Here is a 25,406-nt window from a genome sequence, read left to right on the forward strand (position 1 = left end):
CTGTTTTAGTCATTTAATTATTCGAACAATTTCACAAAAAAGGGGCACGGTATACCGAGCCCCTTTTTAATTTATATTCTTACACTTCCAACAGTAACCGTGTAGGGTCTTCGAGCAATTGCTTCACTCTGACGAGGAAGCTTACCGAATCACGGCCGTCGATGGTGCGGTGGTCGTAACTGAGCGCTACGTACATGATAGGGCGTATAACGATTTCTCCATTCACCACGACAGCTCGCTCAACGATGTTATGCATTCCCAAAATCGCAGCCTGTGGAGCATTGATGATGGGTGTTGAGAGCATCGAACCAAAAATACCACCGTTGGTGATGGTAAAGGTGCCACCTTGCATTTGGTCAATGGTCAGCTTATTGTCGCGGGCGAGGCCAGCCAAACGAATGATTTCCTTCTCAATTTGAGAGAAGGTCATTTTTTCAGCATTACGAACCACGGGAACCACCAAACCACGCTCGGTCGAAACCGCAATCGATATATCCGAGAAATCATTGTAAACGACTTCATCGCCGTCAATGAACGCATTTACTACCGGAAATTCCTGCAAAGCTACCGCGCAAGCCCGGGTAAAGAATGACATAAAGCCTAAGCCTACGCCGTGTTTTTCCTTAAATTTATCTTTGTACTTAGCCCGTAAATCCATGATAGGCTTCATGTCTACCTCATTGAAGGTTGTCAACATGGCCGTTTCATTTTTAACCGCAACCAAACGGCGCGCAATAGTTTTGCGCAACGACGTCATTTTTACGCGGCGTTGGCCACGAGCATCCGCTGCTTTGGGAGCAGGGGCTGGAGCCACTGGTGGCGCTACTGGCGCTTTAGGCTGCTCAACTGGAGTTGCCGTGGGAGCGGCTTTAGGTTGTGCGGCGATGGCATCTTCTTTCGTTAATCTTCCGCCAACACCTGAGCCCGCTACACTTGCAGGGTCAATGCCTTTTTCGGCCAAAATCTTGGCCGCGGCGGGAGAGGGATGCCCTGCTGCATAACTATCATTGGAAGCATTTGCCGAAACCACCTGTCCGTTTGATTGCGGCGCCTCAGCCACGGGAGCAGGAGCAGCAGCGCTTCCAGCACCGACTTCAATTTTACAGATAACGGCTCCAATTGATAACGTCGAACCCGCTTCGGCTACAATGCGTAGCACTCCTGCAGCTTCGGCAGGAAGTTCAAACGTTGCTTTGTCAGACTCTAGTTCACAAAGTACTTCATCTAATTGAACGGTATCACCGTCTTTTTTATTCCAACTGGCGATGGTTACTTCCGTGACGGATTCCCCCACCGTTGGCACTTTCATTTCCACTACTTTAGCCGCTGTTGCAGGAGCAACTGAAGCCACAGCAACGGGAGCAGGCGTAGAAGTAACAGGCGCGGGAGCTGACGCTGGAGCGGAAGCTACCTCCACCGATGTTTCAATCACACATATCAGTCCACCAATCGGTAATACATCACCTTCTTGTGCTTTAACTCGTAAAACACCGTCAGCCTCAGAAACGACATCAAAGGATGCTTTATCTGAGTCTAAACTGCATATTACTTCATCACGTTTGACACTATCACCGTCTTTTTTCACCCAAGAACCAATGGTTACTTCGGTGATAGATTCTCCGACGGTCGGGACTTTTATTTCAATCTGTGACATATATTCAGAATTTGGGAATTGTCAATTTGAAAATGAGTTAGGATGAAAACAGAGAATCTCAGTACTACTTTCAATACTCCGTTTTCAGGGTATTATTTTAAGAAAAAGCCTGCTCAATGAGTTCTGCCTGCTCTTTTGCGTGTATTTTCATATAACCTGTTGCTGGAGATGCACTGGCTTTACGAGCAATTACTTTCCCTAATCCAATCTGAGGAAACTCACGCAAAATAAATGACCAATAGCCCATGTTTTCAGGCTCTTCCTGCACCCAAATCACTTCTGCTTTTTTGTATTGATCTAGGTACGCCTGTATTTGTTTTTTGGGGAATGGATACAACTGCTCTACGCGAATAATGGCCACATCTTTACGGTTGTCTTTCTGTTGTTTATCCAATAGTTCCCAATAAAGCTTACCAGTACAAAGCAACACTTTTTTTACCTTTTTAGGTTCAGCAAATTCATCCCCAATGGTTTCGCGGAAAGAAGTCCCTTCGGCAAAATCACTTAAAGGAGATACCGCCATCGGATGACGCAGCATCGACTTAGGCGACATCAAAATAGCAGGCTTTCTGAAAGGTAACGCCAATTGACGACGAATCATGTGGAAATAGTTGGCTGGCGTAGTAATGTTGCAAACGTACATGTTATACTCAGCCGACAAAATCAAAAAGCGCTCGGGGCGGGCACTTGAGTGCTCAGGTCCCTGGCCTTCGTATCCGTGCGGCAATAAAAGTACCAAGCCGTTCATGGCATTCCACTTCGACTCCGTAGCGGCAATAAACTGGTCAATCATAATTTGAGCACCATTCACAAAGTCGCCGAATTGAGCTTCCCAAATCACCAACGCGTGAGGGTTAGCCATGGCATAACCGTACTCAAAACCCATGACGCCGTATTCTGAAAGCAGAGAATTGTAGATTTCAAATTTCCCTTGTCCTTCGCCGATGTGCGCCAAACTATTGTGATTGGCATTGGTCTCGGTATCATGAAGCACGGCGTGGCGGTGCGAGAATGTACCGCGCTGAATGTCCTGCCCCGTCATCCGAACGGTTTTTCCTTCCGTCAGAATAGAGCCATACGCCAGCAATTCTCCCGACGACCAGTTCAGCGGTTTTTCACCCGCAAAAATCTGCTTCCGCTCTTCAATTACTTTTTCGATTTGTTTCAATGCTTTGAAACCTTCGGGCAAGCTTGTAAGCGCTTGTCCTACTTTTTCAATCACCTCTTTTGAAATACCAGTAGCTGGCGACTTCTCAAAATCTTCGGGTACTGAACGCCGCAATTCCGCCCAATCACGTTCAAGCTTAGGGCGTTTGTACGGAAGTTGTTTTTGTTTTACTTTTTGAAGCAAATCCTGCAACTCGCCTTCGAGCTCGGCCTTCATTTGATCCGCAATTTGCGCATCCAACTCTCCTCGCTCGGTCAATACTTTTAGGTATAAATCCCGACCGTTGAGCTGTTGTGAAATTTTCGAATACATCGTCGGCTGCGTAAAACGCGGTTCATCCGACTCATTGTGACCGTACTTGCGATAACAAACCATGTCCACAAATACATCACGGTTAAACTCCTGGCGAAACTCAATCGCAACTTTCATCACAAAGGCTACCGCTTCGGGGTCATTGCCATTGACGTGAAAAATAGGAGCATCCACGATTTTGGCAATATCTGAACAATAGATAGAAGAGCGGTCGTCTTCATGATCGGTGGTAAATCCGATTTGGTTATTAATCACAAAGTGCAACGTCCCGCCCGTATAATACGCGGGTAGGTTAGACATTTGCGTCACTTCGTATACAATTCCCTGCCCCGCCACGGCGGCATCTCCATGAATCAAAATAGGGAGTACGGGGTCATATTTATCCTGCCCTTCAATATGACCGTAGTGTTCATCGGCACGCGCGCGGGCATATCCCACCACGGCTGGATTAACAGCTTCTAAGTGAGATGGGTTCGCCATGAGCTTAAGACTTACAGCTTTACCTTCTGGCGTTTCGATTTGGCTTTCATAACCCATGTGGTATTTTACGTCGCCATCGCTGAATTCATCCAGTTCAACGTTTTCTTCAAATTCGTTAAAAACCTGCTCATAAGGTTTTTGAAGTACGTTGGTCAATACATTGAGACGGCCACGGTGCGCCATACCAATTACCACTTCCTCCACCCCAAGCTCAGCGCCACGGTTGATTGCCACATCCAATGCTGGAATAGTTGCTTCTCCACCTTCGAGCGAAAATCTCTTTTTGCCTAAAAATTTGGTATGCAGAAAGTTCTCGAAGGTTACGGCATCGTTCAGTTTCTCAAGAATCCGTTTCTTTTGCTCAATCGTGGGCGTAAAGTTCAGGTATTCCTGTTCAATCTTCTTTCTTAACCAACTTTTAGCCCGACGGTCGCGGATGTATTGGTATTCAAAACCTACTTTTTCAGTATAGACTTTACGAAGGGCATCCACAATTTCGCGCAGCTTTGCTGCCCGGCCAAACACTTCAATTCCTGCCTCAAATACTGTTTCTAAATCGGCTTCTGCCAAATTGAAGTCTTTTAAATCCAACTCTGGATACCGATTCTTGCGGGGTCCTAGTGGGTTGGTCTGCGACATTAAATGTCCTCTCTGACGGTAGCCTCTTATCAAGTGAACTACCTCCATTTCTTTGCGAGTATGCGAAGCCGAAATGGGTGTTTCAGCCACCGGTGCGGCACCATTTCCATTTGATTTAGGTTTATTTTCGCCGTATTTAGCAGAAAATTCAAACCCTTCAAAGAACCGTTGCCAACTTAAATCAACAGAGTCAGGCTGTTGCAAATATTTTTGGTACAGGTCCTCAATGTACGCAGCTTCTGAATTAGCTATATATGAGTATTTTTCCATTAAAAAAAAATGCTGGTTGAAAGTGGGGCAAATTTAGTTCATGTATTTTGAATTCGTTGCAAAAGTCTTATAGATTTAGCAAAAATCTAATGAGAACTTGGATTAGGCTGAAGTGTAAACACAATTTCGTGGATACCCTTACCCGCTCCAGGTACACTATTGGAGTTGCCGTAGAAGTCTTCTACCCGCCGCGAATTGTAGGTATAGCCTATTCTTATGTTTTTGGAAACGTCATACCCCAGCAGTACCTGAACATAATTAACGCCCCCCAAACGAACGGACACCCCCACCAAGGCGGCATTTTTGTAGTGCATCAACGCGTTTAAATCCGTCCTGATTTTTCCTTGCTCAGGTTTTGTAATCAATATAGACGGAACTACGTTCAACCCTTCGCTGATGTCCATTTTCAACCCTGCCTGTAAAAAAATGGGGCGTTGATAATTAAGCAGTCCACTTGTGTTGTTGTATCCATAACTTTGTTTTAAGATTTCAGGCATTGAGACTCCTCCAAAAAACATTTCATCCTGATAATAAATTCCGACGCCTGCACTTGCCAATGCTTTATTGATTCCCCCGCCAATGTTGATGGCTGAACGCGACGGCAAAACATTAATTCCCCCTAACGCTCCAATGGAAATTTTTTGAAACTCCGAAAGCTTAAAAATATAGGAAGCGCTGCCAAACACTGCCACGTTGACGGCTACTCGGTCGTTTAGTCCCTGTAATCCCAATCCGACCTTTCCATCGGCAACGCTCCCATCCATGGCGAAAGACTGGGTAACGGGCAGCCCTTGTATACCCGCCACAAATTGCCGGCGAAGAACGGCATTAAAATAGAAATTTTCGCGAATACCCGTAGCCGCAGGGTTGATGGCAATTGGATTAACCAAATATTGTGAATATTGAACTTCACGCTGGGCTTGGGCATAGTGGACAACTAGAAATAGGCAGTTTAATGCAGAGAGGAGGCGATAAACAGTAGGGAGTAGAAATTGTTTTTTCATCATAATACTGGTTGATTCATTTATCAACGCAAAAGAAAGCACTAATCTTGCCAAACCCAATAAAAAAGCAGAAGTCCTTGCGAACCTCTGCTTTCTTCCAATTTTTATTCTTTTTATTTTTTCTGCGCCTCGCTATGTTGAGCCGACGCCCATAGCCATTTTCCATCCCGTTCTACAAAAACATACGTTATCAGTTCATTATATAGCCGAGTATGACCGCTCGTAATTCGCTTGGCAAGTCTTTTAGAGTGCCCTGTCACAATAGCGGTATTGCCGTACTGCCTAATTTTTAGATCTGAATTGGAACGGTTTTCCATCACCGCATTCTCACAAATAGCAATAGTACTTTTTAAATCAAGCATTTCACCAGTTGTGCCTATGAACACAAAATCGGGATCCGTTTCTGTTTGGAGGCATTTAACAGGGTTTTTGTCAAAGGACTCTGTAAAAGCAGCAAATGTTTTTTCATTAAAAGCCTGGGCAGAAGCAAACAGGCTAACCAGCGTGAGAAGTAAAATAAGGCTCAGATTTTTCATTGTACAGTTGTTTTAAAGAAGTTATAGACTAATTCTCTCTATTCTTTTAATTCAATAGAGTGAGCCAAATTTCACTTCAAATAAACACTTTCATCTGACCTTCTTTCCCAAATGCGACAATAAGTTTCCCAAATACGACAATTCCTCTTTTAGCAAAACGGCGTTTTGAGACAGAAGGCCTCCAAATCTGCTTTACGAAATCTGTAATCGCCTCAACAATTCTGCTTTTGCCGTTCTGGACACGCCAATTTCTGAGCCATTTTGCAAAATTACCGAACCACCTTCGCCCCTAATATAACGTTCTACATAATTGAGATTTACCGTGTGCGATTTGTGAATACGAAAAAAAGTTGGATCAGGTAAAACGTCTTCAAAATCACCAATAGGACGCGAAGCAATGATCTTCTTCCCATTAGAAAGATGAAATTGGGCATAGCTGCGCATAGCTTCGATATACATAATATCAGACAATGGCAGGAGAATAACCCCTTCGATAGTAGGAATGGATACTTTCCGAATCAAATCCCGTTCCGTTTGGATGGACTGAATAAGTGTTTCCAAACGCTGTGCCACTTCGATGGGATTTTCAGCGGTATTTGCATTGGGTTGAATATTCAATAAATGATTGTGTTTTTCAACCAGTAATTCATAATCTGCCGATTGCTTAAGGAGCAAATCTTGGGCCGAACGAGCTTGTTGACGAATTTCGTACACCCGATCAGCCAAGGCAAACGCTAAGAATATAGCCTCTACTATTGAGCCAAAATTGATGGCATAATTATCAACGGAAAAAGAAGCAAAGGCAGGAATCACATTGGTAGCAAAGAGGACAGTCATAATGACCGTAAACAGATAAACAGTCCAGCCCATTAGATAAAATCGAGCGGTTTTATGTTTTTTGAAATAAGCAACCCAAGCAACCACCCAAAGGCTTAGGTAGGTGGTAAAGTTAAAAAATTGCGCAAGCTTGTTATCAAATACAACAAAACCCAGTAGTTGCACGACCAAAACACCCAAATAACCAATGACCAACGCTTTCAAATAGACATGAAAACGAGGTAGTAAATTACGGGTATTCAGAAAGTACATCGTAAAAATACAGGCTGGAATGAGCGAAGCAGCCACATGAATATTGGAGTCTTTGTTCATAAACAGAAAATCATTCCAGATGTAAGCAAAACCCAAACCCGAGAAATATAGAAAGTAATAAAGCGACCCCAACTGAAAAATGCTATACCATAAGAAAGGCTTATCGCGACTATAGAAGTAAATGACTAAATTGTAGATGATTAAAATAAAATAGATGCCAAAACAGAATAGAAAGATTCGCTCATCTCGACTAACGTACGCATCAATAACCTCTCTTGTCCCAATGTAATTGGAGAAATAGAGCGTACGGTTGCTCTTTACAGAAAAGTAAAGCGTCTTGGGATTCTTGCCAAGATGGAAGTTAATTTTGTGAACGGGGAGAGTTCGATTTTCAAAAGGCCGCAAAATACCACTTGGTGGATAGGATCGTACCTGTCCATCAGCATTGACAACATACAGCTCTAAGTACTGAATAATCGGAACGACGTTAAGAAAATATAAATCTTCTTCAGTTTTGTTCTCGATTCGAAATCGTACCCAAAAACGCGATTCTGAATTTCCTAAATTGAGTCTGCTCGTTTGAGCCCGTCTGAAAACACTATCTGGCATCCCCATTACTTGTTGAATACTCCATTCGCTTTTAGCATCTTCCAAAACAGTCGCAAAAGCACTGGTTTCTACATACCGATTTGCATCTTTGTACACCAATATTGGCGTAACTGACTGAGCAAATATGCGACCAGTATACAGAGAAAGCAGTAACAAAAATGGTAGCAGACGCATAGATGACATTTTGATAGTCTCACTTCTGTCTCAATATTAAAAAAAGTTCAGGATAAGATGAGCACCTTCTGAAATTCAATGTGTTTTCTATGAGACATTTAGACCCGATTAGACCCGATTGCTGACTTTAACCGATAAAACGGCATGAGTCCCAAACGCAAAAAAAGCAGAAACCCAATCGAGTTTCTGCTTTTGATAGGCAACCTTTTACACATTTACTTTTACAAACTCAAAATTTTTATCTCCGTCCGGCGGTTTTGTTGGTGTTCTTCTTCGGTACAAGGCGCTCCGTCTTTACATTTATTTACCAGTTTGCTCTCACCATAGCCTGCGGCAATAATTCTTTTGGAAGAGATTCCTTGATTTACGATGTAAGCAACCGCCGCCTTTGCTCGCTTAGTGGAAAGTATTTTATTATACTTAGCAGACGAACGGCTGTCGGTATGAGAGCCGAATTCTATCTTCATTTTAGGGTACTTGTGCATTACCTCCACGAGTTTGTTCAACTCAGTAGATGCATCAGTTCTGATGTTCGACTTATCTAAATCATAATAGATGTTTTCGATTTTAATCACATCGCCTTTTTCAAACATGGTGATATTTGCCTCTGATGTCTCCCCTCCTTTTACTTTACTGCCCATTGTTCCCAAATTATCTTTTAGGGCTTCAATGGAGTAATCACAACCGCTGGGCACTTCAAAAAGATAAGTTCCATTTGCGTCTGTTACGGCTTCCTGAACACTATCGTCACATTCATTTCGAAGCAATACCTTCACGCCCGAGATAGGTTTGCGGTCTTTTTGGGTCGTTACCAAGCCCCGAAGTGTGAATGTTTTGGGTTTTACTTTGATTTTAGTCAACGGAATATCCAGTTTTACAACATCAGCTATGTCTAAATCTTTGGCGGCAAAATCGACCGAATTGCCAACGTATCCTTCATAAGTTGTTTTAAACACAAAATCGTTTTCTGGGTCTAAGCATAAGCGTATACTACCGTTTTTATCCGTTTGACCTGTTTTTACTTCGGTATCACTTTCACTTTTACCCGCCATTGCAACAACGGCATTTGCCAATGGCATTTTCGTCTCTGCATCGATGACATTTACAATTACATCCTGACAGGGATTCAGCGGACCCGTTCGTTCAAAGCGAAACAGATCATCATCATGCCCTCCCTGACGGCGGTTGCTGCTAAAAAAGCCACTAGTACGTTCGGCATCGGTAATCAACCCAAAATCATCTTTTGCCGAGTTGATGGGTGTTCCAAGATTTCTGGGCTTTTTGGCCATTACGCCTTCAATAAGCTTGGCATAAAATATATCTAAACCCCCCAGTCCCGCATGACCATCTGATGAGAAATAAAGATTCCCTTGCTCGTCTACAAACGGAAACATCTCGTTACCCGAACTGTTGACCGATGGTCCCAAATTGATTGGTGTAGACCAATTGGCCCCGTCGTATTTACTGACGTACAAATCAGTTCCGCCAAACCCTCCGGGCATATCCGAAACAAAATACAGCAGTTTATCATCTTTTGACAACGCCGGATGTCCTACTGAATATTCGTCGCTGTTAAACGGAAGTTCTTTTAAATCCTTCCAATTGCCATTAGTACTTTCGGCAGAGTACAATTTCAGTTTATTAATCCCGTCCTTGCTCGTTTTATACTTTCCGTTCAGGTAGTTATTACGGGTAAAAAGAATCCTTTTCCCGTCCTTAAAAAAGGTCACTGGCCCTTCGTGGTACTTTGAATTAATGGTTTTTCCCATATTCTGGGATTCAATCACGGCATTTTGTAAAGGTGCAGTAGCGGTACCATTCACGTTTGCACTGCGGTAGTTTCCAGGAATGTGGGAATCATTGGCCGTTGGCGAGGTGTACTCATCTGAACCCAGCAAATAAACGCCTTTGACGCGCTCGGTCTTATTTACCAACGTTGATCCTCCAAGTTTACTTGTTTTCTTAGAATTGATTACGGACAAATCAGGGATTTCATACAAGTCCAGAAATGCCGTTTGATTCCAACTGTATACCCGTTTTACGTTTAGCCCTTCGTTGCGGGCAGAAACAAATACCAAGCCTTTTTTATAATAGGTGGGGCTAAATTCAGCACGATTTGTATTGATATTATCAAGTGACTCTACTGTATAGCTTGCTTTATTTTTAGATAACTTATTAACATCAGTATATAGTTTATTAAATTCTTTTGCGCGACCATCTTCTTGCTGCGACTGGTTATAACGCTCATAAGCTTCTTTAGCTTCGTCATATTTGCCATTGCTTGCCAATGCCTGTGCATAATATAAATAACAATTGGCGTGAGCCGCCGAAGGTGTTGTATCCTCTCCGACCACCAACCGATAAACTCGCTCGGCATTTTGTGTATCTCTGATTTGACGATAGCTATTTCCTAATTTAATGAGCGTATTTAATTTTGTAGAATCCGCAAGACCACCTTTAAGCGCCTGTTCGTATAAGTCAATCGCTTTAGAATACGCCATCATTTCATATTGACGATTGGCCTGCTGTAAAGACGACTGCGCTTTTACTTCCTTTACCCAAAGACCAGTGGCCAAAATAATGAGTAAAATGTATGTTTTCATATACTACAATTTAAGATAAAAAAAAGGTATACTCTCCTCTGTTGGTATCGTTAAGAACCCTTCATGAAGAATATACCTTTAACTATTTTTAACAAACAGTCTCCTTAGAAATACCGTGGAGTAAGGATTTTGCTCTTGCTAAATCCAAACTCATAACGCAGCATTATTTCGTGGGTAGGAATGCTTAAAAACTTACGTTCTTGGTTCAAACGATTGCGTGTCCAGTCGTAAGAATATCCCAGACGGAATTGATCTGAAAGTTGTAATTCCAACATCCCAACCAACGCATCCCCACTTAGCACTTTTCCGCTGATGTCTTCCTGAATTTTACCAGCATACGTTGAAAAACGGTTGTGGCGATAAGACATACCAACGGCAATCCGGTCATTAAACCAAAGATTAAGATTTCCGTCCAACGACAATCCAGTTCCCTGTACGTAGCGGGCCATCATGGATGGTTTTAGTTTGACGTTATTGCGTCCAATCACGAATCCACTTATGACATAGAAATGACGGCGTACTTTGGCACGATTATCTCCAGAGTCATAATCTGAAAGGTTATTTTCTATCAGATAAGGAACCGAAACACCGATGTAAGAGCGGTCGTTACTGAGATAAATACCCGTTCCAAAGTTGGGCAAAATCTTAGAAACATTGTTGGCAAAAGCAGGGTCAGTTAGGTTGTTGCCTAAGTTCGCTTTGGATAAGTCCCAGCGAAAACTCATGGCTCCTCCTTGCAATCCCAATGCCAAGGTTGAACGCTCACCTAACTTAATACGAAAAGCGTACGACAACATCGCCCCAGTCCAGTTCTCAAGACCCACTTGGTCGTTGAAGAGTTGAAGTCCAAGCCCTACTCTTTCGCGGTTTACGGGCATATCAATGCTAAATGTGGCAGTTTGAGGAGCTCCCGCCATTCCACCCCACTGGTTGCGGTAAAGTGCAGTTGCGCTCAGCACATCTCGGCTACCAGCATAAGCAGGATTAAGTGCCATCATATTGAACATATACTGGGAGAACATTTTGTCCTGTTGAGCCCAGGTTTTACTGCTGCTGATCAAAGTGATCAGCAGCAGTAACATTGTCCATTTTTGTTTGATGATATTGTTCATCGTTCTTATCGGTTAATGGTCATAAATCGGCTTGTCTTCTTAATCTCACCGCCGTTTTGGTCAACCAAAATCACGTTGTAGAAGTAGGTGCCTACTGGTACAGTTTGATTGTTAGCGCCAATTCCTACGTTAGCTGAGCCTTCCCAGTCATTCTGATAGTCGTTGTTACGATAGACCAGATTCATCCAGCGGTTATAGATTTCTAAAACAATCTTCGTGCCAGATGGGTGACGAATCACAAATTTATCATTAATACCGTCACCATTTGGAGAGAAGCCTTCAGGAACAAACAATCCACCGTCTGAAGGAATCACAATTGGCGTATACTCTGCCTCTGTCAACTCCGTCGGGTCATTATTTCCGTTCAAATCAGGATTCAAACCATTGGTCGAGATATCACCAATCGAATTCTGACCGGCAAGTGCTGCCCCGTAAGCTCGGTTGAGATAAGGTGCCGTACGTCCGTCGGTTGTAACATTGACCGTAAAGAACAGCGAGTCTGATCGTCCACCCGCCAATCGGCTTTGTTCCGCAATCAAGAGGTTTACATCACGGTCTCCGTTGAAGTCAGGATTGATGCGTAACGTACTTGAATCGTTGGCCGTTGGAGTACCTACCAGTTGATAACTAGCCCCCGTAAGCGAACTGTAGACTTTGGTCAATGAATCTGAAACCTGAACGTTGTTCAACATACCAGCCCCGTAGTTTTTCAAGATAACGCGGTAAGTGATGTTCAAACTACCATCGCCTTTTCGCACAGTATCTTTAATAGACATTGCCAGACCAAGCAATCCATTTCCAGGTGTCGAGTTAAGTGATACTGGAGTAGATTCGCTGTTGTTGCGCGGATCAAGGTCATTGTCAGGGTCAGCATTATCGCCCGTCGTTGAAGTATCAGCAGTCATTACACCGCCCTCTGTATATCCTGCACCGATTGCAATGTTATTGAACGTGGTCACAGAATCAGGGTTGTAGAGAGAGATAACCACCGCCAAGTTGATGTTGCGCGTTGTTCCTTTTGGCAAAGTACTCAGCGAGTCAACCAACAAATTGGTGAGTAATCCCTGACCAGTATAGCTTGAGTCAACCACAAATCCAAGGTCTGCCGTTACCAAAGGCTTACCGACAATGACCGCCTTGTTGCCAAACGTGAGTCCCAAGTTATCTTCTACTTTGATTTTCTTGAGGTCATTTGTTCCAAGGTTGGTTACGCTGATGGTATATGGTATTTTGAACTTACCGTCACCAAGTGCTACCGGTGTACCTGCCAACTTAGACAATCCAATCATGGCACTCGGCAAATCGAATCGCACAGGTGTAGGATTGTTGACTGGTGCATTCACCACAATACCTCTGTTTGAAGCATCTGTTACGGTGGTACCGTTTCCATTTGCCGTTGCAATCACGCTGCCTAAGAACGGTCCACTGTTACCATTTGGTTTAACATTAATGGTAATCAGGATTGTTTCTTCAGCACCTACCGCCAAGCTACTGCCAGGACCTAAGATATTCTTATCTGTTGTTCCATTGTAACCTGCATTCGGTACGAGTGGGCTACCCGTTTCAACGACTGGCGCACCTAGCACTGCGAACGTAACTGGAGGCACAAAGCTATTCGTGATGCTATCCTGCAACACTACATTTGTCAGAGGCACATTTCCTACGTTTTTAACCGTTATTTTATAGGTTATATCATAAGACGTTGTATCCCCTTCACCTTTCTTCTCTATTTTATCAACCGCAAGTGCAACTCCAATTGCTGGCGATATTGTACCGTCGCTGATGACAATACCTACCGATGAAAGGTTATTTGCAGCATTCGGATCGACTTGGTCAGCATACGTAACTTCGGCTTTGTTAATTACATTATAGCCTGCCGTTACTGCTTTAGTGACTACCGTCAGCGTCGTACTGTCGCCCGCTGCAATTACAGGGATGCGGGTTTTAAGTACACCACCTGTGTTTGTCAAGCCCGATGTTGAAATCAACTCCAACTGAGTTGGCATAATATCGCGAACATCTACGTTTGTGGCATTGTGCTGTCCGTTGTTCTTAACCACGATGGTGTAAGTAACTTCTTCGCCAATGAGCGCCAACGTTTTATTTGCGGTTTTTGTGATACTCAAGTCAGAGCGTAACGTATCGGTAGCGCAATCGAAGATTTTCACTTCTATAGCCGCTGGTGCACTATAACATCCGTCTTTCTTGTAGGTAACAAAATAGGTACCTGCTCCTACTGCTTCTGGTGTACCAACCAAGCAATCACATCTTGGTTGAGCGGCAGAAGTAAAGATGGTAGTGTAGTTGATATTACCTTCCAGTGCCGTGGTTAAGTTTACGGTATTGCTTGGGCAATCATTCCGCAGATTTTTCACGATTGGTGTTGGTAGGCTTTTCACAACTACCGTAATATAAGCTGAGTTTACAGAGCAGCAAAGGCTATCATCAACCAATGCGTAGGAATAAGTACCTGGTTCGGTTACATTCCACTGTCTGATACCATCAGAAGCAGGGAACAATACATTACCGTCCTTAAACCATTTTACTTTGTAGCCGTTTTCACTTGCTTTCAACTTAACGGTATCTCCTTGGCAGATTGTAATGGTTTCGGGCAATGTATCTGCTTTGAAAGTGCCATTTACAATAATCTGCGGTCTGAATTTGATTCCCGTAAATATCAGCTTCATCGCATCTACTCCTGCTTTACAGTTGCCCTCGCCATCTGGGTCGTTGGTGGTAAGGGTGAGTATTACATCACCCTTAATCAAATCTTCCAACGATGGATAGTAGGTTGCATCCAGAGCAAGCGAGTTACTAAAGGTACCAGTACCATTAGTTGTCCATACTGCTCCGGTAGCCACTCCTCCGATTTTACCGTTGAGCTTGTACTGAAGCGCCGCGCAGATTGAGGCATCGGCCCCCGCATCAGCGGTTGCAGGATTCGTTTCGCAAGGTGTAGTTTCGCAAGGTGAAATCAACACGGAGATAGCTGTTCCAGTACTGTAGCAGCCTGCCGTTGAGCGGAAGAATGCGTAGTATGTACCAGACACCCCTACTGCTAAAGGATTAGAAACCAATGGTGAGCTTGGTGAATTCGTTTGGTGGAATTCAAGAACCAAACCTGCATTAGGTGTATAATTCTTAACCGCAGTGGTTAAATCTACCGTCTTAACAGGACACACATTTGCAAGATTAACAACAACTGGAGCGGTAATGCGTGGTGATACTATCACATTTACGGCATTTGATGCTACGCTTTTGCAAATCGAGTTGTAGCAACATGCTGCAGTGTAGATAGTGCTCGCAGCTGGGATAATCGTTAAGGTGCTGCCAATTTGGCCACTTGACCATTGGATATATCCTGCACAGTTACCCAACGCCGTCAGTGTTACAGACTCTCCGTAGCAAAGCGTTGTCTTCGACGCCTCAATGGTTGGAGGTGCAGGAGTTCCTACCGTGATGGTTACAGGAGCAGTAGCTGCACTCTCGCAATTACCTACTTTACATTTAACCCAGTAAGAAATAGTAGCTATCGGAGTTACTTTTATTGAGGTGCTTGACGCTCCATTTGACCAGAGCAATGTACCGTTGCAACCTGTTGCTGTCAGGGTGACAGAATCACCTTTGCAGATGGTCGTTGCCGATGCAATAATCGTTGGCGCGTACACTTTAGTTACCGCAACCGTCACCGTGTTGGAAGCACTACTTGTGCAATCTCCTTTTTTACATACTGCGGTGTAAGTTGTCGTTCCCAAAGGTGTGACTTTGATACTGTTGCCAGTAGCATTGTTTGACCATTGAATGGTTCCGCCTTCACATCCTGCGGCAGTAAGCGTTACAGAATCGCCTTCGCAGATTACTGCTGAACTAGCCACAATACTTGGTGCGGTACAATTACCAACCGTCACAGTAACAGGCACGGATGCCGCACTCGTACAATTACCTATCTTACAAACAGCGGTGTATGAAGTAGTCTCAGTAGGATTAACCACGATGCTTGCTCCTAACATTCCGTTCGACCAAGTAATTGTTCCAGCACAACCTTCTGCTGTGAGTACTGACGTTTCACCTAATTTAACCGATGATGGCGTAGCTTTCACAATTGGAGGCGTAATTGGAATAACCTTGATGGTGTAATTAGCCGAAATTGGGCTTGAACAATTACCTACTTTACATACTGCCGTATAAATTGTAGTTTCCGTTGGAGTCACTACGATTGCAGGGCCAGTAGCTCCTGTTGACCAATGAACAACACCTGCACAGTTATTAACTTGAAGTGTTACACTCTCTCCAGGGCAAACTTTATCTGTACTGCAAATAACCGCTGGTTTCTCAGGTACAGGTACAACCGTTACAGTTGCTGACCCAGGAGCGCTTTCACAATTGCCTATTTTACAGATTGCCGTATAAGTTGTGGTTTGGTTAACGACCACTTTAATACTGGCGCCTGTCGCATTTGTACTCCACTGAACCGTACCTGCACATCCTGCAGCTGTTAGGGTAACTGTATCACCCGCACAGACGTTTGAAGATGGGCTTACGGTAATAGTTGGAGGCGTAGCATTGTTGCCTACGGTCACTGTTACACTTCCTGGTGTACTGTCACATTTTCCACCCGTACGGCATGAAGCAGTATAAGTAGTAGTAGTGGAAGGTTTAACCACAATACTTGTCGTTGTTGCACCAGTATTCCAGATAATCGTACCTGCACAATTGCTTGCCGTCAGGGTAGTGCTGTCACCGACACAAATACTCGGTTTAGAGGCAACCACTGTTGGCGCCGGACCGGTAGTTGTTACGGTAATTTTAACTTTATTCGAGTTAACACTTACGCAATCTCCTACTTTACATACCGCGGTATATTCAGTAGTTGACGGTGGAGTCACCACAATCGTACTTCCTGTCATATTGTTTGACCAGAGAATTGTACCATCGCATGTACCCACTGCTTTAAGCGTTACACTCTGTCCTGCACAAAGCAGTGTCGAGTCAGTAGATATAATCGGAGCCGCTGGATTTCCGACTGTTACCGTAATAGGAAGCGAAGGATTGCTTACGCACTGTCCTACAGTACATATAGCGGTATATGTCGTTGTTGCTGTTGGGCTCACAACAATGCTTGCTCCTACAGCTTGATTCGACCATGTAACAGCTCCTTCACAACCCGAAGCGGTAAGTGTTGTGCTACTACCATTACATATTGTAGTGGATGTGGCGGCAACCGTTGGCGACGCTATTGGCGCTACTTTTATAGTATAACCTTTAGATGTAGCCTTGCATCCATTCACGTTACATACTGCAGTGTAAGTGGTCGTTTCAGTTGGGTATACCACTATGGCTGGGCCCGTTTCACCTGTAGACCATTCTACTATACCTGGACAATTGTTTACCTGAAGCGTAACGCTCTGTCCTTGGCAAACTTTGTCTGTGCTGCAAATAACTACTGGCGTTGGTACACTTGTCGTAACCGTAATTGTTACGAAAGCTGGATTGCTCTTACATGTATTGAGCGAGCAATTACAGTGTCCAATTCTACAGTAGGCCGAGTACGTTGTGTTAGCACTTGGCGTTACGGTAATTTGTGCTCCTGTTTCACCCGTACTCCATACAATTGTACCTGCACAGTTTGAAGCAGTCAATGTTACTGAGTTTCCTGCACAAATGTTAGTCGACGGACTTGCCGAAATGATCGGTACAGTTGGCGAATTTACATGAATCGTAATCGAATTAGATGGTCCACTTTCGCAACCGTTTTTCTTACATATTGCCGTATAAGTAGTGGTCTCAAGTGGTTTGACCACTATGCTAGCCCCTGTACTTTGATTCGACCATATAATCGTACCACCAGCACATCCCAGTGCATGAATTACAGAACTGTCGCCCGGACAAATTTCGGTGACGGCACAAGCCAGAATCGGAGGCTCAGGTTGTACACAAGTCGCTTTAATCGTTACACGAGACGTATCGTTGCCAGCTTTAGTCGGATCATTATCCGGGCTTTTCACGATGGCAGTGTTTGTTATTGAACCAACAGCATTGATAGTTGCGCTGATTTTCAGGGTACGATTGGCAGCATTTGCCAAGTTACCTATGGTCCAAACACCCGTTGCAGCATTGTATTCAGCAGCAGGATCCGCGCTTACAAACGTCAAGGAAGCAGGTAATACATCACTTACCGTAACATTGGTTGCGTTATTCGGGCCTTCATTAGAAGCAACTACATTGTAAGTAATTGTTTGTCCAACAGAATAAGGACCCGCTTCAAGTACCTGCTTCTCAACAGAGAGGTCTGTCAATCTTACACAAGACTTAATTGTAAGTTTCAATAAAGCTGCGTTGCTGTATACACCGCACTTAGCCACTTCAAACAAGTAGTAGTCACCAGAAGTACATACTTTGGTTGGATCAAGCACTTTGGTCCCTGGCTGGTGATCGAAGGTAGTATACCATTCGAAATACCCACCTTCCGTGCGAATCGTGCTGTGAATAAAGCTGGCCAAATTCACGCAAGAATCAGGACATGTATTCTCACCCATACCACCACACGTTGGAGTTGGAGGAATGACACATGGCGTGACATTGATCGGTTCGCTATCGTCATCGTCTTCCCCTTTCGTGAAGCCGTTGCCTGGCGTCGAATCAACATCTTTCACTGGATTACCTTTCACATCGCGAGCATCACTGATCTGGGCGTAGTTCGTCAGGCTCGTGCCCGCAAATGACGCATCCACTTTCACCGTGATGTCGACCGATAAACTCGCTCCTGGCGCTAAAGGACCTGCAAGCGCCGTGTTCAACGTCGCTATCTGACCCACCGCTGTCCAGTCCGAATCCAACAACGTCATGCCCACTGGTAATGAATCACTCAAAGCTATCGCACTCGCTGTCATAGAGCCTTCGTTCTTCACCGTCAAAGTATACGTTACCGTATCCCCAGCCGCTACATTGCCGCTCTGACCTGATGCCAAGCTCTTCGTCAACGACAAGTCAAACGTCGTCAATCCTGCATCGATCGTCAAATTATTCCGATTCTCCGCCGTCAACACGACCGCTGGGCTGATGCCTGTCGTAGGATCAGCATCGCTGTCACTCAAATCCGAACCTACATTCTGGTTCAAACTCAACTTGCACGTGTCGGGCAAACTCTTCGTATCAAACTGTACATAATACGTCCCCAATGGAAGGTTCGTGAACAAATACTTCCCGTTAACATCCGTCAGCATTGAATCTAACTTCGCCGTAGGACCGTTCACCGTGCCACTCCACAATATCACTTTTACGTTTTGAACCCCTGGCTCGCCAATATTCTGCTGGCCGTTGTCGTTCAAATCTTTCCATACAAAATCTCCAATGCTGCCCAATGGCGTAACATTGATCGGTTCACTATCGTCATCGTCTTCCCCTTTCGTGAAGCCGTTGCCTGGCGTCGAATCAACATCTTTCACTGGATTACCTTTCACATCTCTAGCATCACTGATCTGAGCGTAGTTCGTCAGGCTCGTGCCCGCAAATGACGCATCCACTTTCACCGTGATGTCGACCGATAAACTCGCTCCTGGCGCTAAAGGACCTGCAAGCGCCGTGTTCAACGTCGCTATCTGACCCACCGCTGTCCAGTCCGAATCCAACAACGTCATGCCCACTGGTAATGAATCACTCAAAGCTATCGCACTCGCTGTCATAGAGCCTTCGTTCTTCACCGTCAAAGTATACGTTACCGTATCCCCAGCCGCTACATTGCCGCTCTGACCTGATGCCAAGCTCTTCGTCAACGACAAGTCAAACGTCGTCAATCCTGCATCGATCGTCAAATTATTCCGATTCTCCGCCGTCAACACGACCGCTGGGCTGATGCCTGTCGTAGGATCAGCATCACTGTCACTCAAATCCGAACCTACATTCTGGTTCAAACTCAACTTGCACGTGTCGGGCAAACTCTTCGTATCAAACTGTACATAATACGTCCCCAATGGAAGGTTCGTGAACAAATACTTCCCGTTAACATCCGTCAGCATTGAATCTAACTTCGCCGTAGGACCGTTCACCGTGCCACTCCACAATATCACTTTTACGTTTTGAACCCCTGGCTCGCCAATATTCTGCTGGCCGTTGTCGTTCAAATCTTTCCATACAAAATCTCCAATGCTGCCCAGTGGCGTGACATTGATCGGTTCGCTATCGTCATCGTCTTCCCCTTTCGTGAAGCCGTTGCCTGGCGTCGAATCAACATCTTTCACTGGATTACCTTTCACATCTCTAGCATCACTGATCTGGGCGTAGTTCGTCAGGCTCGTGCCCGCAAATGACGCATCCACTTTCACCGTGATGTCGACCGATAAACTCGCTCCTGGCGCTAAAGGACCTGCAAGCGCCGTGTTCAACGTCGCTATCTGACCCACCGCTGTCCAGTCCGAATCCAACAACGTCATGCCCACTGGTAATGAATCACTCAAAGCTATCGCACTCGCTGTCATAGAGCCTTCGTTCTTCACCGTCAAAGTATACGTTACCGTATCCCCAGCCGCTACATTGCCGCTCTGACCTGATGCCAAGCTCTTCGTCAACGACAAGTCAAACGTCGTCAATCCTGCATCGATCGTCAAATTATTCCGATTCTCCGCCGTCAACACGACCGCTGGGCTGATGCCTGTCGTAGGATCAGCATCGCTGTCACTCAAATCCGAACCTACATTCTGGTTCAAACTCAACTTGCACGTATCGGGCAAACTCTTCGTATCAAACTGTACATAATACGTCCCCAATGGAAGGTTCGTGAACAAATACTTCCCGTTAACATCCGTCAGCATTGAATCTAACTTCGCCGTAGGACCGTTCACCGTGCCACTCCACAATATCACTTTTACGTTTTGAACCCCTGGCTCGCCAATATTCTGCTGGCCATTGTCGTTCAAATCTTTCCATACAAAATCTCCAATGCTGCCCAATGGCGTAACATTGATCGGTTCACTATCGTCATCGTCTTCCCCTTTCGTGAAGCCGTTGCCTGGCGTCGAATCAACATCTTTCACTGGATTACCTTTCACATCTCTAGCATCACTGATCTGAGCGTAGTTCGTCAGGCTCGTGCCCGCAAATGACGCATCCACTTTCACCGTGATGTCGACCGATAAACTCGCTCCTGGCGCTAAAGGACCTGCAAGCGCCGTGTTCAACGTCGCTATCTGACCCACCGCTGTCCAGTCCGAATCCAACAACGTCATGCCCACTGGTAATGAATCACTCAAAGCTATCGCACTCGCTGTCATAGAGCCTTCGTTCTTCACCGTCAAAGTATACGTTACCGTATCCCCAGCCGCTACATTGCCGCTCTGACCTGATGCCAAGCTCTTCGTCAACGACAAGTCAAACGTCGTCAATCCTGCATCGATCGTCAAATTATTCCGATTCTCCGCCGTCAACACGACCGCTGGGCTGATGCCTGTCGTAGGATCAGCATCGCTGTCACTCAAATCCGAACCTACATTCTGGTTCAAACTCAACTTGCACGTGTCGGGCAAACTCTTCGTATCAAACTGTACATAATACGTCCCCAATGGAAGGTTCGTGAACAAATACTTCCCGTTAACATCCGTCAGCATTGAATCTAACTTCGCCGTAGGACCGTTCACCGTGCCACTCCACAATATCACTTTTACGTTTTGAACCCCTGGCTCGCCAATATTCTGCTGGCCGTTGTCGTTCAAATCTTTCCATACAAAATCTCCAATGCTGCCCAGTGGCGTGACATTGATCGGTTCGCTATCGTCATCGTCTTCCCCTTTCGTGAAGCCGTTGCCTGGCGTCGAATCAACATCTTTCACTGGATTACCTTTCACATCGCGAGCATCACTGATCTGGGCGTAGTTCGTCAGGCTCGTGCCCGCAAATGACGCATCCACTTTCACCGTGATGTCGACCGATAAACTCGCTCCTGGCGCTAAAGGACCTGCAAGCGCCGTGTTCAACGTCGCTATCTGACCCACCGCTGTCCAGTCCGAATCCAACAACGTCATGCCCACTGGTAATGAATCACTCAAAGCTATCGCACTCGCTGTCATAGAGCCTTCGTTCTTCACCGTCAAAGTATACGTTACCGTATCCCCAGCCGCTACATTGCCGCTCTGACCTGATGCCAAGCTCTTCGTCAACGACAAGTCAAACGTCGTCAATCCTGCATCGATCGTCAAATTATTCCGATTCTCCGCCGTCAACACGACCGCTGGGCTGATGCCTGTCGTAGGATCAGCATCGCTGTCACTCAAATCCGAACCTACATTCTGGTTCAAACTCAACTTGCACGTGTCGGGCAAACTCTTCGTATCAAACTGTACATAATACGTCCCCAATGGAAGGTTCGTGAACAAATACTTCCCGTTAACATCCGTCAGCATTGAATCTAACTTCGCCGTAGGACCGTTCACCGTGCCACTCCACAATATCACTTTTACGTTTTGAACCCCTGGCTCGCCAATATTCTGCTGGCCGTTGTCGTTCAAATCTTTCCATACAAAATCTCCAATGCTGCCCAATGGCGTAACATTGATCGGTTCACTATCGTCATCGTCTTCCCCTTTCGTGAAGCCGTTGCCTGGCGTCGAATCAACATCTTTCACTGGATTACCTTTCACATCTCTAGCATCACTGATCTGAGCGTAGTTCGTCAGGCTCGTGCCCGCAAATGACGCATCCACTTTCACCGTGATGTCGACCGATAAACTCGCTCCTGGCGCTAAAGGACCTGCAAGCGCCGTGTTCAACGTCGCTATCTGACCCACCGCTGTCCAGTCCGAATCCAACAACGTCATGCCCACTGGTAATGAATCACTCAAAGCTATCGCACTCGCTGTCATAGAGCCTTCGTTCTTCACCGTCAAAGTATACGTTACCGTATCCCCAGCCGCTACATTGCCGCTCTGACCTGATGCCAAGCTCTTCGTCAACGACAAGTCAAACGTCGTCAATCCTGCATCGATCGTCAAATTATCTTTATCAATACCACTTTTCGTAGGGTCAATGACAACTGCCGCGGTAAGCCCTGTAATAGGATTGGCATCGCTGTCGGTCACATCAGAACCTACATTCTGGTTCAAACTTAACTGACAGGTATCAGGTAAACTGGTCACATCAAATTGTACTTGATAGGTTCCTCCCACTAAACTTGTGAAAGAATAATAGCCATTCACATCGGTAAAGGTCGTATCAATGGCCGTGGTTGGGGTTGTACCATTGCTGGTCCACAAAATAACACGTACATTTTTCACACCAGGCTCTCCAACATCCTGCTGACCGTTGTCATTCAAATCTTTCCATACAAAATCTCCGATGCTACCCAGCGGGCTGTACAGAGCTCCGTCAATGGTCAAATTGTCTTGAAGTATTCCACCTTTAGTAGGATCAAGGCTTACCACCTGACTAAAACCGTTAGACGGATTAAAGTCATTGTCTAAAGCATCATTTCCTCCTTTATTGGTTGAATCACTTAATACACAACCAAGTGGAAGAGAGGCTGCAACAATTTGCACCTGATAATCCCCCGCGGATAATCCATTAAATGTATACCAACCAGGAGCACTTCCAACAGGATTAGCAGTAGTATACATAGAGTCAACTTGAACAAATACGCTGCTGACATTTTTGTATAGACGTACTAATACATTATTTACGCCCGCTTCACCAACATCTTGAATCCCATCATTATCAGTATCTTTCCAGACAAAGTTTCCGATGCTACCCAATGGACTGTACAGACCTGCATCTATGGTCGGATTGTCTTTTAGCAAACCTCCCATTTCAGGATTAATAGTCACTATTTGACTGAAACCTGTTAGGGGATCTGCATCACTGTCCAGTGAATCTGCACCTTGATTCTGCTTTGGAGACAACACACACCCATCAAGGAATGTACTGCTTACAAACTGTACTTGGTATTCTCCAGGAAGTAAGCCTGTAAACGCATATTGCCCTACACCTGCTGTGTAAGTAGAATCTGTTTGTACAAAATTACCTAGGTCATTTTTTTGATACAGACGTACCAACACGTTGTTGACACCCGGCTCTCCGACATCCTGCTGGCCATTGTCGTTCACATCTTTCCACACAAAGTCACCAATACTTCCCAGTGGCCCAGGAATAACGATGATTTCGCAACAGCCTGTGGCCGGACATGTATTTACCTGAGCGGTAAATCCAAATCGGCCAGTACCTTTTATAGTTAAGGTATCGCCGCTTACACTTGAACTGTCAGAAGGAGCACCTGTTATTGGCGCTCCATTTTTTGCCCATACAACATTCGTGTAACCTGGCACATCAAGAGAAACTACATATTCATCCCCTGGGTACCATAAAATAGGAACCGAAAAACAGGAGGTAGCATAATCGTCTTCCCCTAAAACACCATTATTCGGATCGGAGTCTGAATCCTCCTGACCCGCTGCCATTGATACAACTTCAGCAATGTTGAAATAAACACCGCGACCAATCACAGTGCCTGTCATTTCCAGTTTTACTGAATCTCCAGGGCTTATGACTGGAATCGTCCACAATCCAGCATTGAAAGATCCAACACTTGGCGTACTCGAAACAAGATTTGCACCTGCCGTAGGAAAGATATCTTTTACAACAACTGTTTTGGCGGTATCAGGCCCTTCATTCTTTGCATATACAGTATAGGTAATAGATTGGTTGAGGGTAGGTTGCGCGTTGCTGATTGTTTTAGACAATTTAATATCTACAACCTTAGGCGCTTGCTGGCCTAACGCACTAAATACAGTTAACATTAAAACCACTAATATCCCCATAGTAGACGCTAATGATTTCATTAGAATCTTTGGAGAAACCGTGATACTGTTATATATACCTGTATTAGATACTGCCCACTCCTCAAAAGGAGGGGAAGTAGATACCCATCGTTTCGATTTTTCATCGAAACGCGTCCTCAGAACACGATGTCTATCCAGAGGAAGAAAAATGGATAACTTACTCATAATCTGTGAAGTAAATGTTTTAATAGATGTAATATTCGGGGTAAGTTTATACAAAGACAATGAATTCCATTCATAAAATGGAGGGGACGCTCCTGGTAAATGATAGTGGCTATCAATAGCCACAGAATTAACCAGATATGAAATTTGCCCCTCCTGAGCTAATTTTGATTTGAAGGGTTTATTACAAACAGCACTGCTATTCACAGGCCTACTTCCAGAATTAACCCAAGGTAGACAGTAAAATGCTTTTGTCAAAAAACTCCAAAGAGTCTTTTTAAATAAAACCATTGGTAATGTACCCTTAGTTTTAAAAACATTCTTAATCTCCAGATTTCGGGCTGTGGTAAAAAGTGCTTTCATCTGCAATTTATCGTTTATTAATTAGATATACTTTATTGGTAAACTCACCTGTCAACTGTCACAAAACTGCTATTTCAACATGTTTGCCTGTGTATTTACCATTAAATGAGGGTTTTGCCCCATTTATAAAGTATCTAAAATTATGCCAAACTCATATCTATCATCATTTACTTTTATTAAAAATACATAATAGACTACATATCAAATACTTAACAAAAATATTAATACCTTGCAATGGCGGTTAGTTTGGGCTTTTTTCTCAATTCGATCATATAAAACAGGCTTTTTTTTGGGGTGGAAGGGGTTAGCTAAAACCGTGCCAAGAAGCCTCATTTTTAGCCATTCTAGTAGCCAAAAAGCCTATTCTAGCGCGCTGAAAAGCCACTAAAACGAAAGGAAAGCCTACTTATTTA

At 44.6% G+C, this 25,406-nt stretch carries 8 protein-coding genes; all 8 read right to left on the reverse strand.

Translation table 11 applies throughout. The annotated features are described in order from the left end of the window. Window positions 1–79: 79 nt before the first annotated feature. Complete coding sequence (gene odhB, locus DR864_RS10615) at window positions 80–1,654, reverse strand: 2-oxoglutarate dehydrogenase complex dihydrolipoyllysine-residue succinyltransferase (protein WP_114066944.1); 1,575 nt, start codon at window positions 1,652–1,654, stop codon at window positions 80–82. Between the two features lie 97 nt (window positions 1,655–1,751). Continuing rightward, complete coding sequence (locus tag DR864_RS10620; protein ID WP_114066945.1) at window positions 1,752–4,523, reverse strand: 2-oxoglutarate dehydrogenase E1 component; 2,772 nt, start codon at window positions 4,521–4,523, stop codon at window positions 1,752–1,754. An 86-nt stretch (window positions 4,524–4,609) separates the two neighbouring features. Then, on the reverse strand, window positions 4,610–5,530 hold the full coding sequence (locus tag DR864_RS10625; RefSeq protein WP_114066946.1) for a PorP/SprF family type IX secretion system membrane protein: 921 nt from the start codon (window positions 5,528–5,530) through the stop codon (window positions 4,610–4,612). Window positions 5,531–5,640: 110 nt separating this feature from the next. Next, entirely contained in the window at window positions 5,641–6,063 is a 423-nt protein-coding gene (locus DR864_RS10630) for a nuclear transport factor 2 family protein (protein WP_114066947.1), read from the reverse strand. Window positions 6,064–6,255: 192 nt separating this feature from the next. Then, on the reverse strand, window positions 6,256–7,935 hold the full coding sequence (locus tag DR864_RS10635; RefSeq protein ID WP_162793709.1) for a 7TM diverse intracellular signaling domain-containing protein: 1,680 nt from the start codon (window positions 7,933–7,935) through the stop codon (window positions 6,256–6,258). Between the two features lie 221 nt (window positions 7,936–8,156). Further along, the gene (locus DR864_RS10640; protein WP_114066949.1) at window positions 8,157–10,538 is read right to left on the reverse strand and encodes an OmpA family protein; all 2,382 of its coding nucleotides are present in this window, start codon (window positions 10,536–10,538) and stop codon (window positions 8,157–8,159) included. A 104-nt stretch (window positions 10,539–10,642) separates the two neighbouring features. After that, window positions 10,643–11,650, reverse strand: coding sequence for a PorP/SprF family type IX secretion system membrane protein (locus DR864_RS10645; RefSeq protein ID WP_114066950.1), 1,008 nt, complete (start codon window positions 11,648–11,650; stop codon window positions 10,643–10,645). A 5-nt stretch (window positions 11,651–11,655) separates the two neighbouring features. Beyond that, window positions 11,656–24,426: an SdrD B-like domain-containing protein gene (locus DR864_RS10650; RefSeq protein ID WP_162793711.1), complete on the reverse strand. Its 12,771-nt coding sequence runs from the start codon at window positions 24,424–24,426 to the stop codon at window positions 11,656–11,658. Between the last annotated feature and the right edge of the window lie 980 nt (window positions 24,427–25,406).

Origin of the sequence: Runella rosea, from assembly GCF_003325355.1 — a bacterium.
Lineage (GTDB): Bacteria > Bacteroidota > Bacteroidia > Cytophagales > Spirosomataceae > Runella > Runella rosea.

Excerpts from the sequence above, each read along its gene's own strand:
- DR864_RS10640 (WP_114066949.1), bottom strand. The coding sequence starts at position 10,538 with ATGAAAACATACATTTTACTCATTATTTTGGCCACTGGTCTTTGGGTA.
- odhB (WP_114066944.1), bottom strand. The coding sequence starts at position 1,654 with ATGTCACAGATTGAAATAAAAGTCCCGACCGTCGGAGAATCTATCACC.
- DR864_RS10645 (WP_114066950.1), bottom strand. The coding sequence starts at position 11,650 with ATGAACAATATCATCAAACAAAAATGGACAATGTTACTGCTGCTGATC.
- DR864_RS10650 (WP_162793711.1), bottom strand. The coding sequence starts at position 24,426 with ATGTTAACTGTATTTAGTGCGTTAGGCCAGCAAGCGCCTAAGGTTGTA.
- DR864_RS10630 (WP_114066947.1), bottom strand. The coding sequence starts at position 6,063 with ATGAAAAATCTGAGCCTTATTTTACTTCTCACGCTGGTTAGCCTGTTT.
- DR864_RS10625 (WP_114066946.1), bottom strand. The coding sequence starts at position 5,530 with ATGATGAAAAAACAATTTCTACTCCCTACTGTTTATCGCCTCCTCTCT.
- DR864_RS10620 (WP_114066945.1), bottom strand. The coding sequence starts at position 4,523 with ATGGAAAAATACTCATATATAGCTAATTCAGAAGCTGCGTACATTGAG.
- DR864_RS10635 (WP_162793709.1), bottom strand. The coding sequence starts at position 7,935 with ATGCGTCTGCTACCATTTTTGTTACTGCTTTCTCTGTATACTGGTCGC.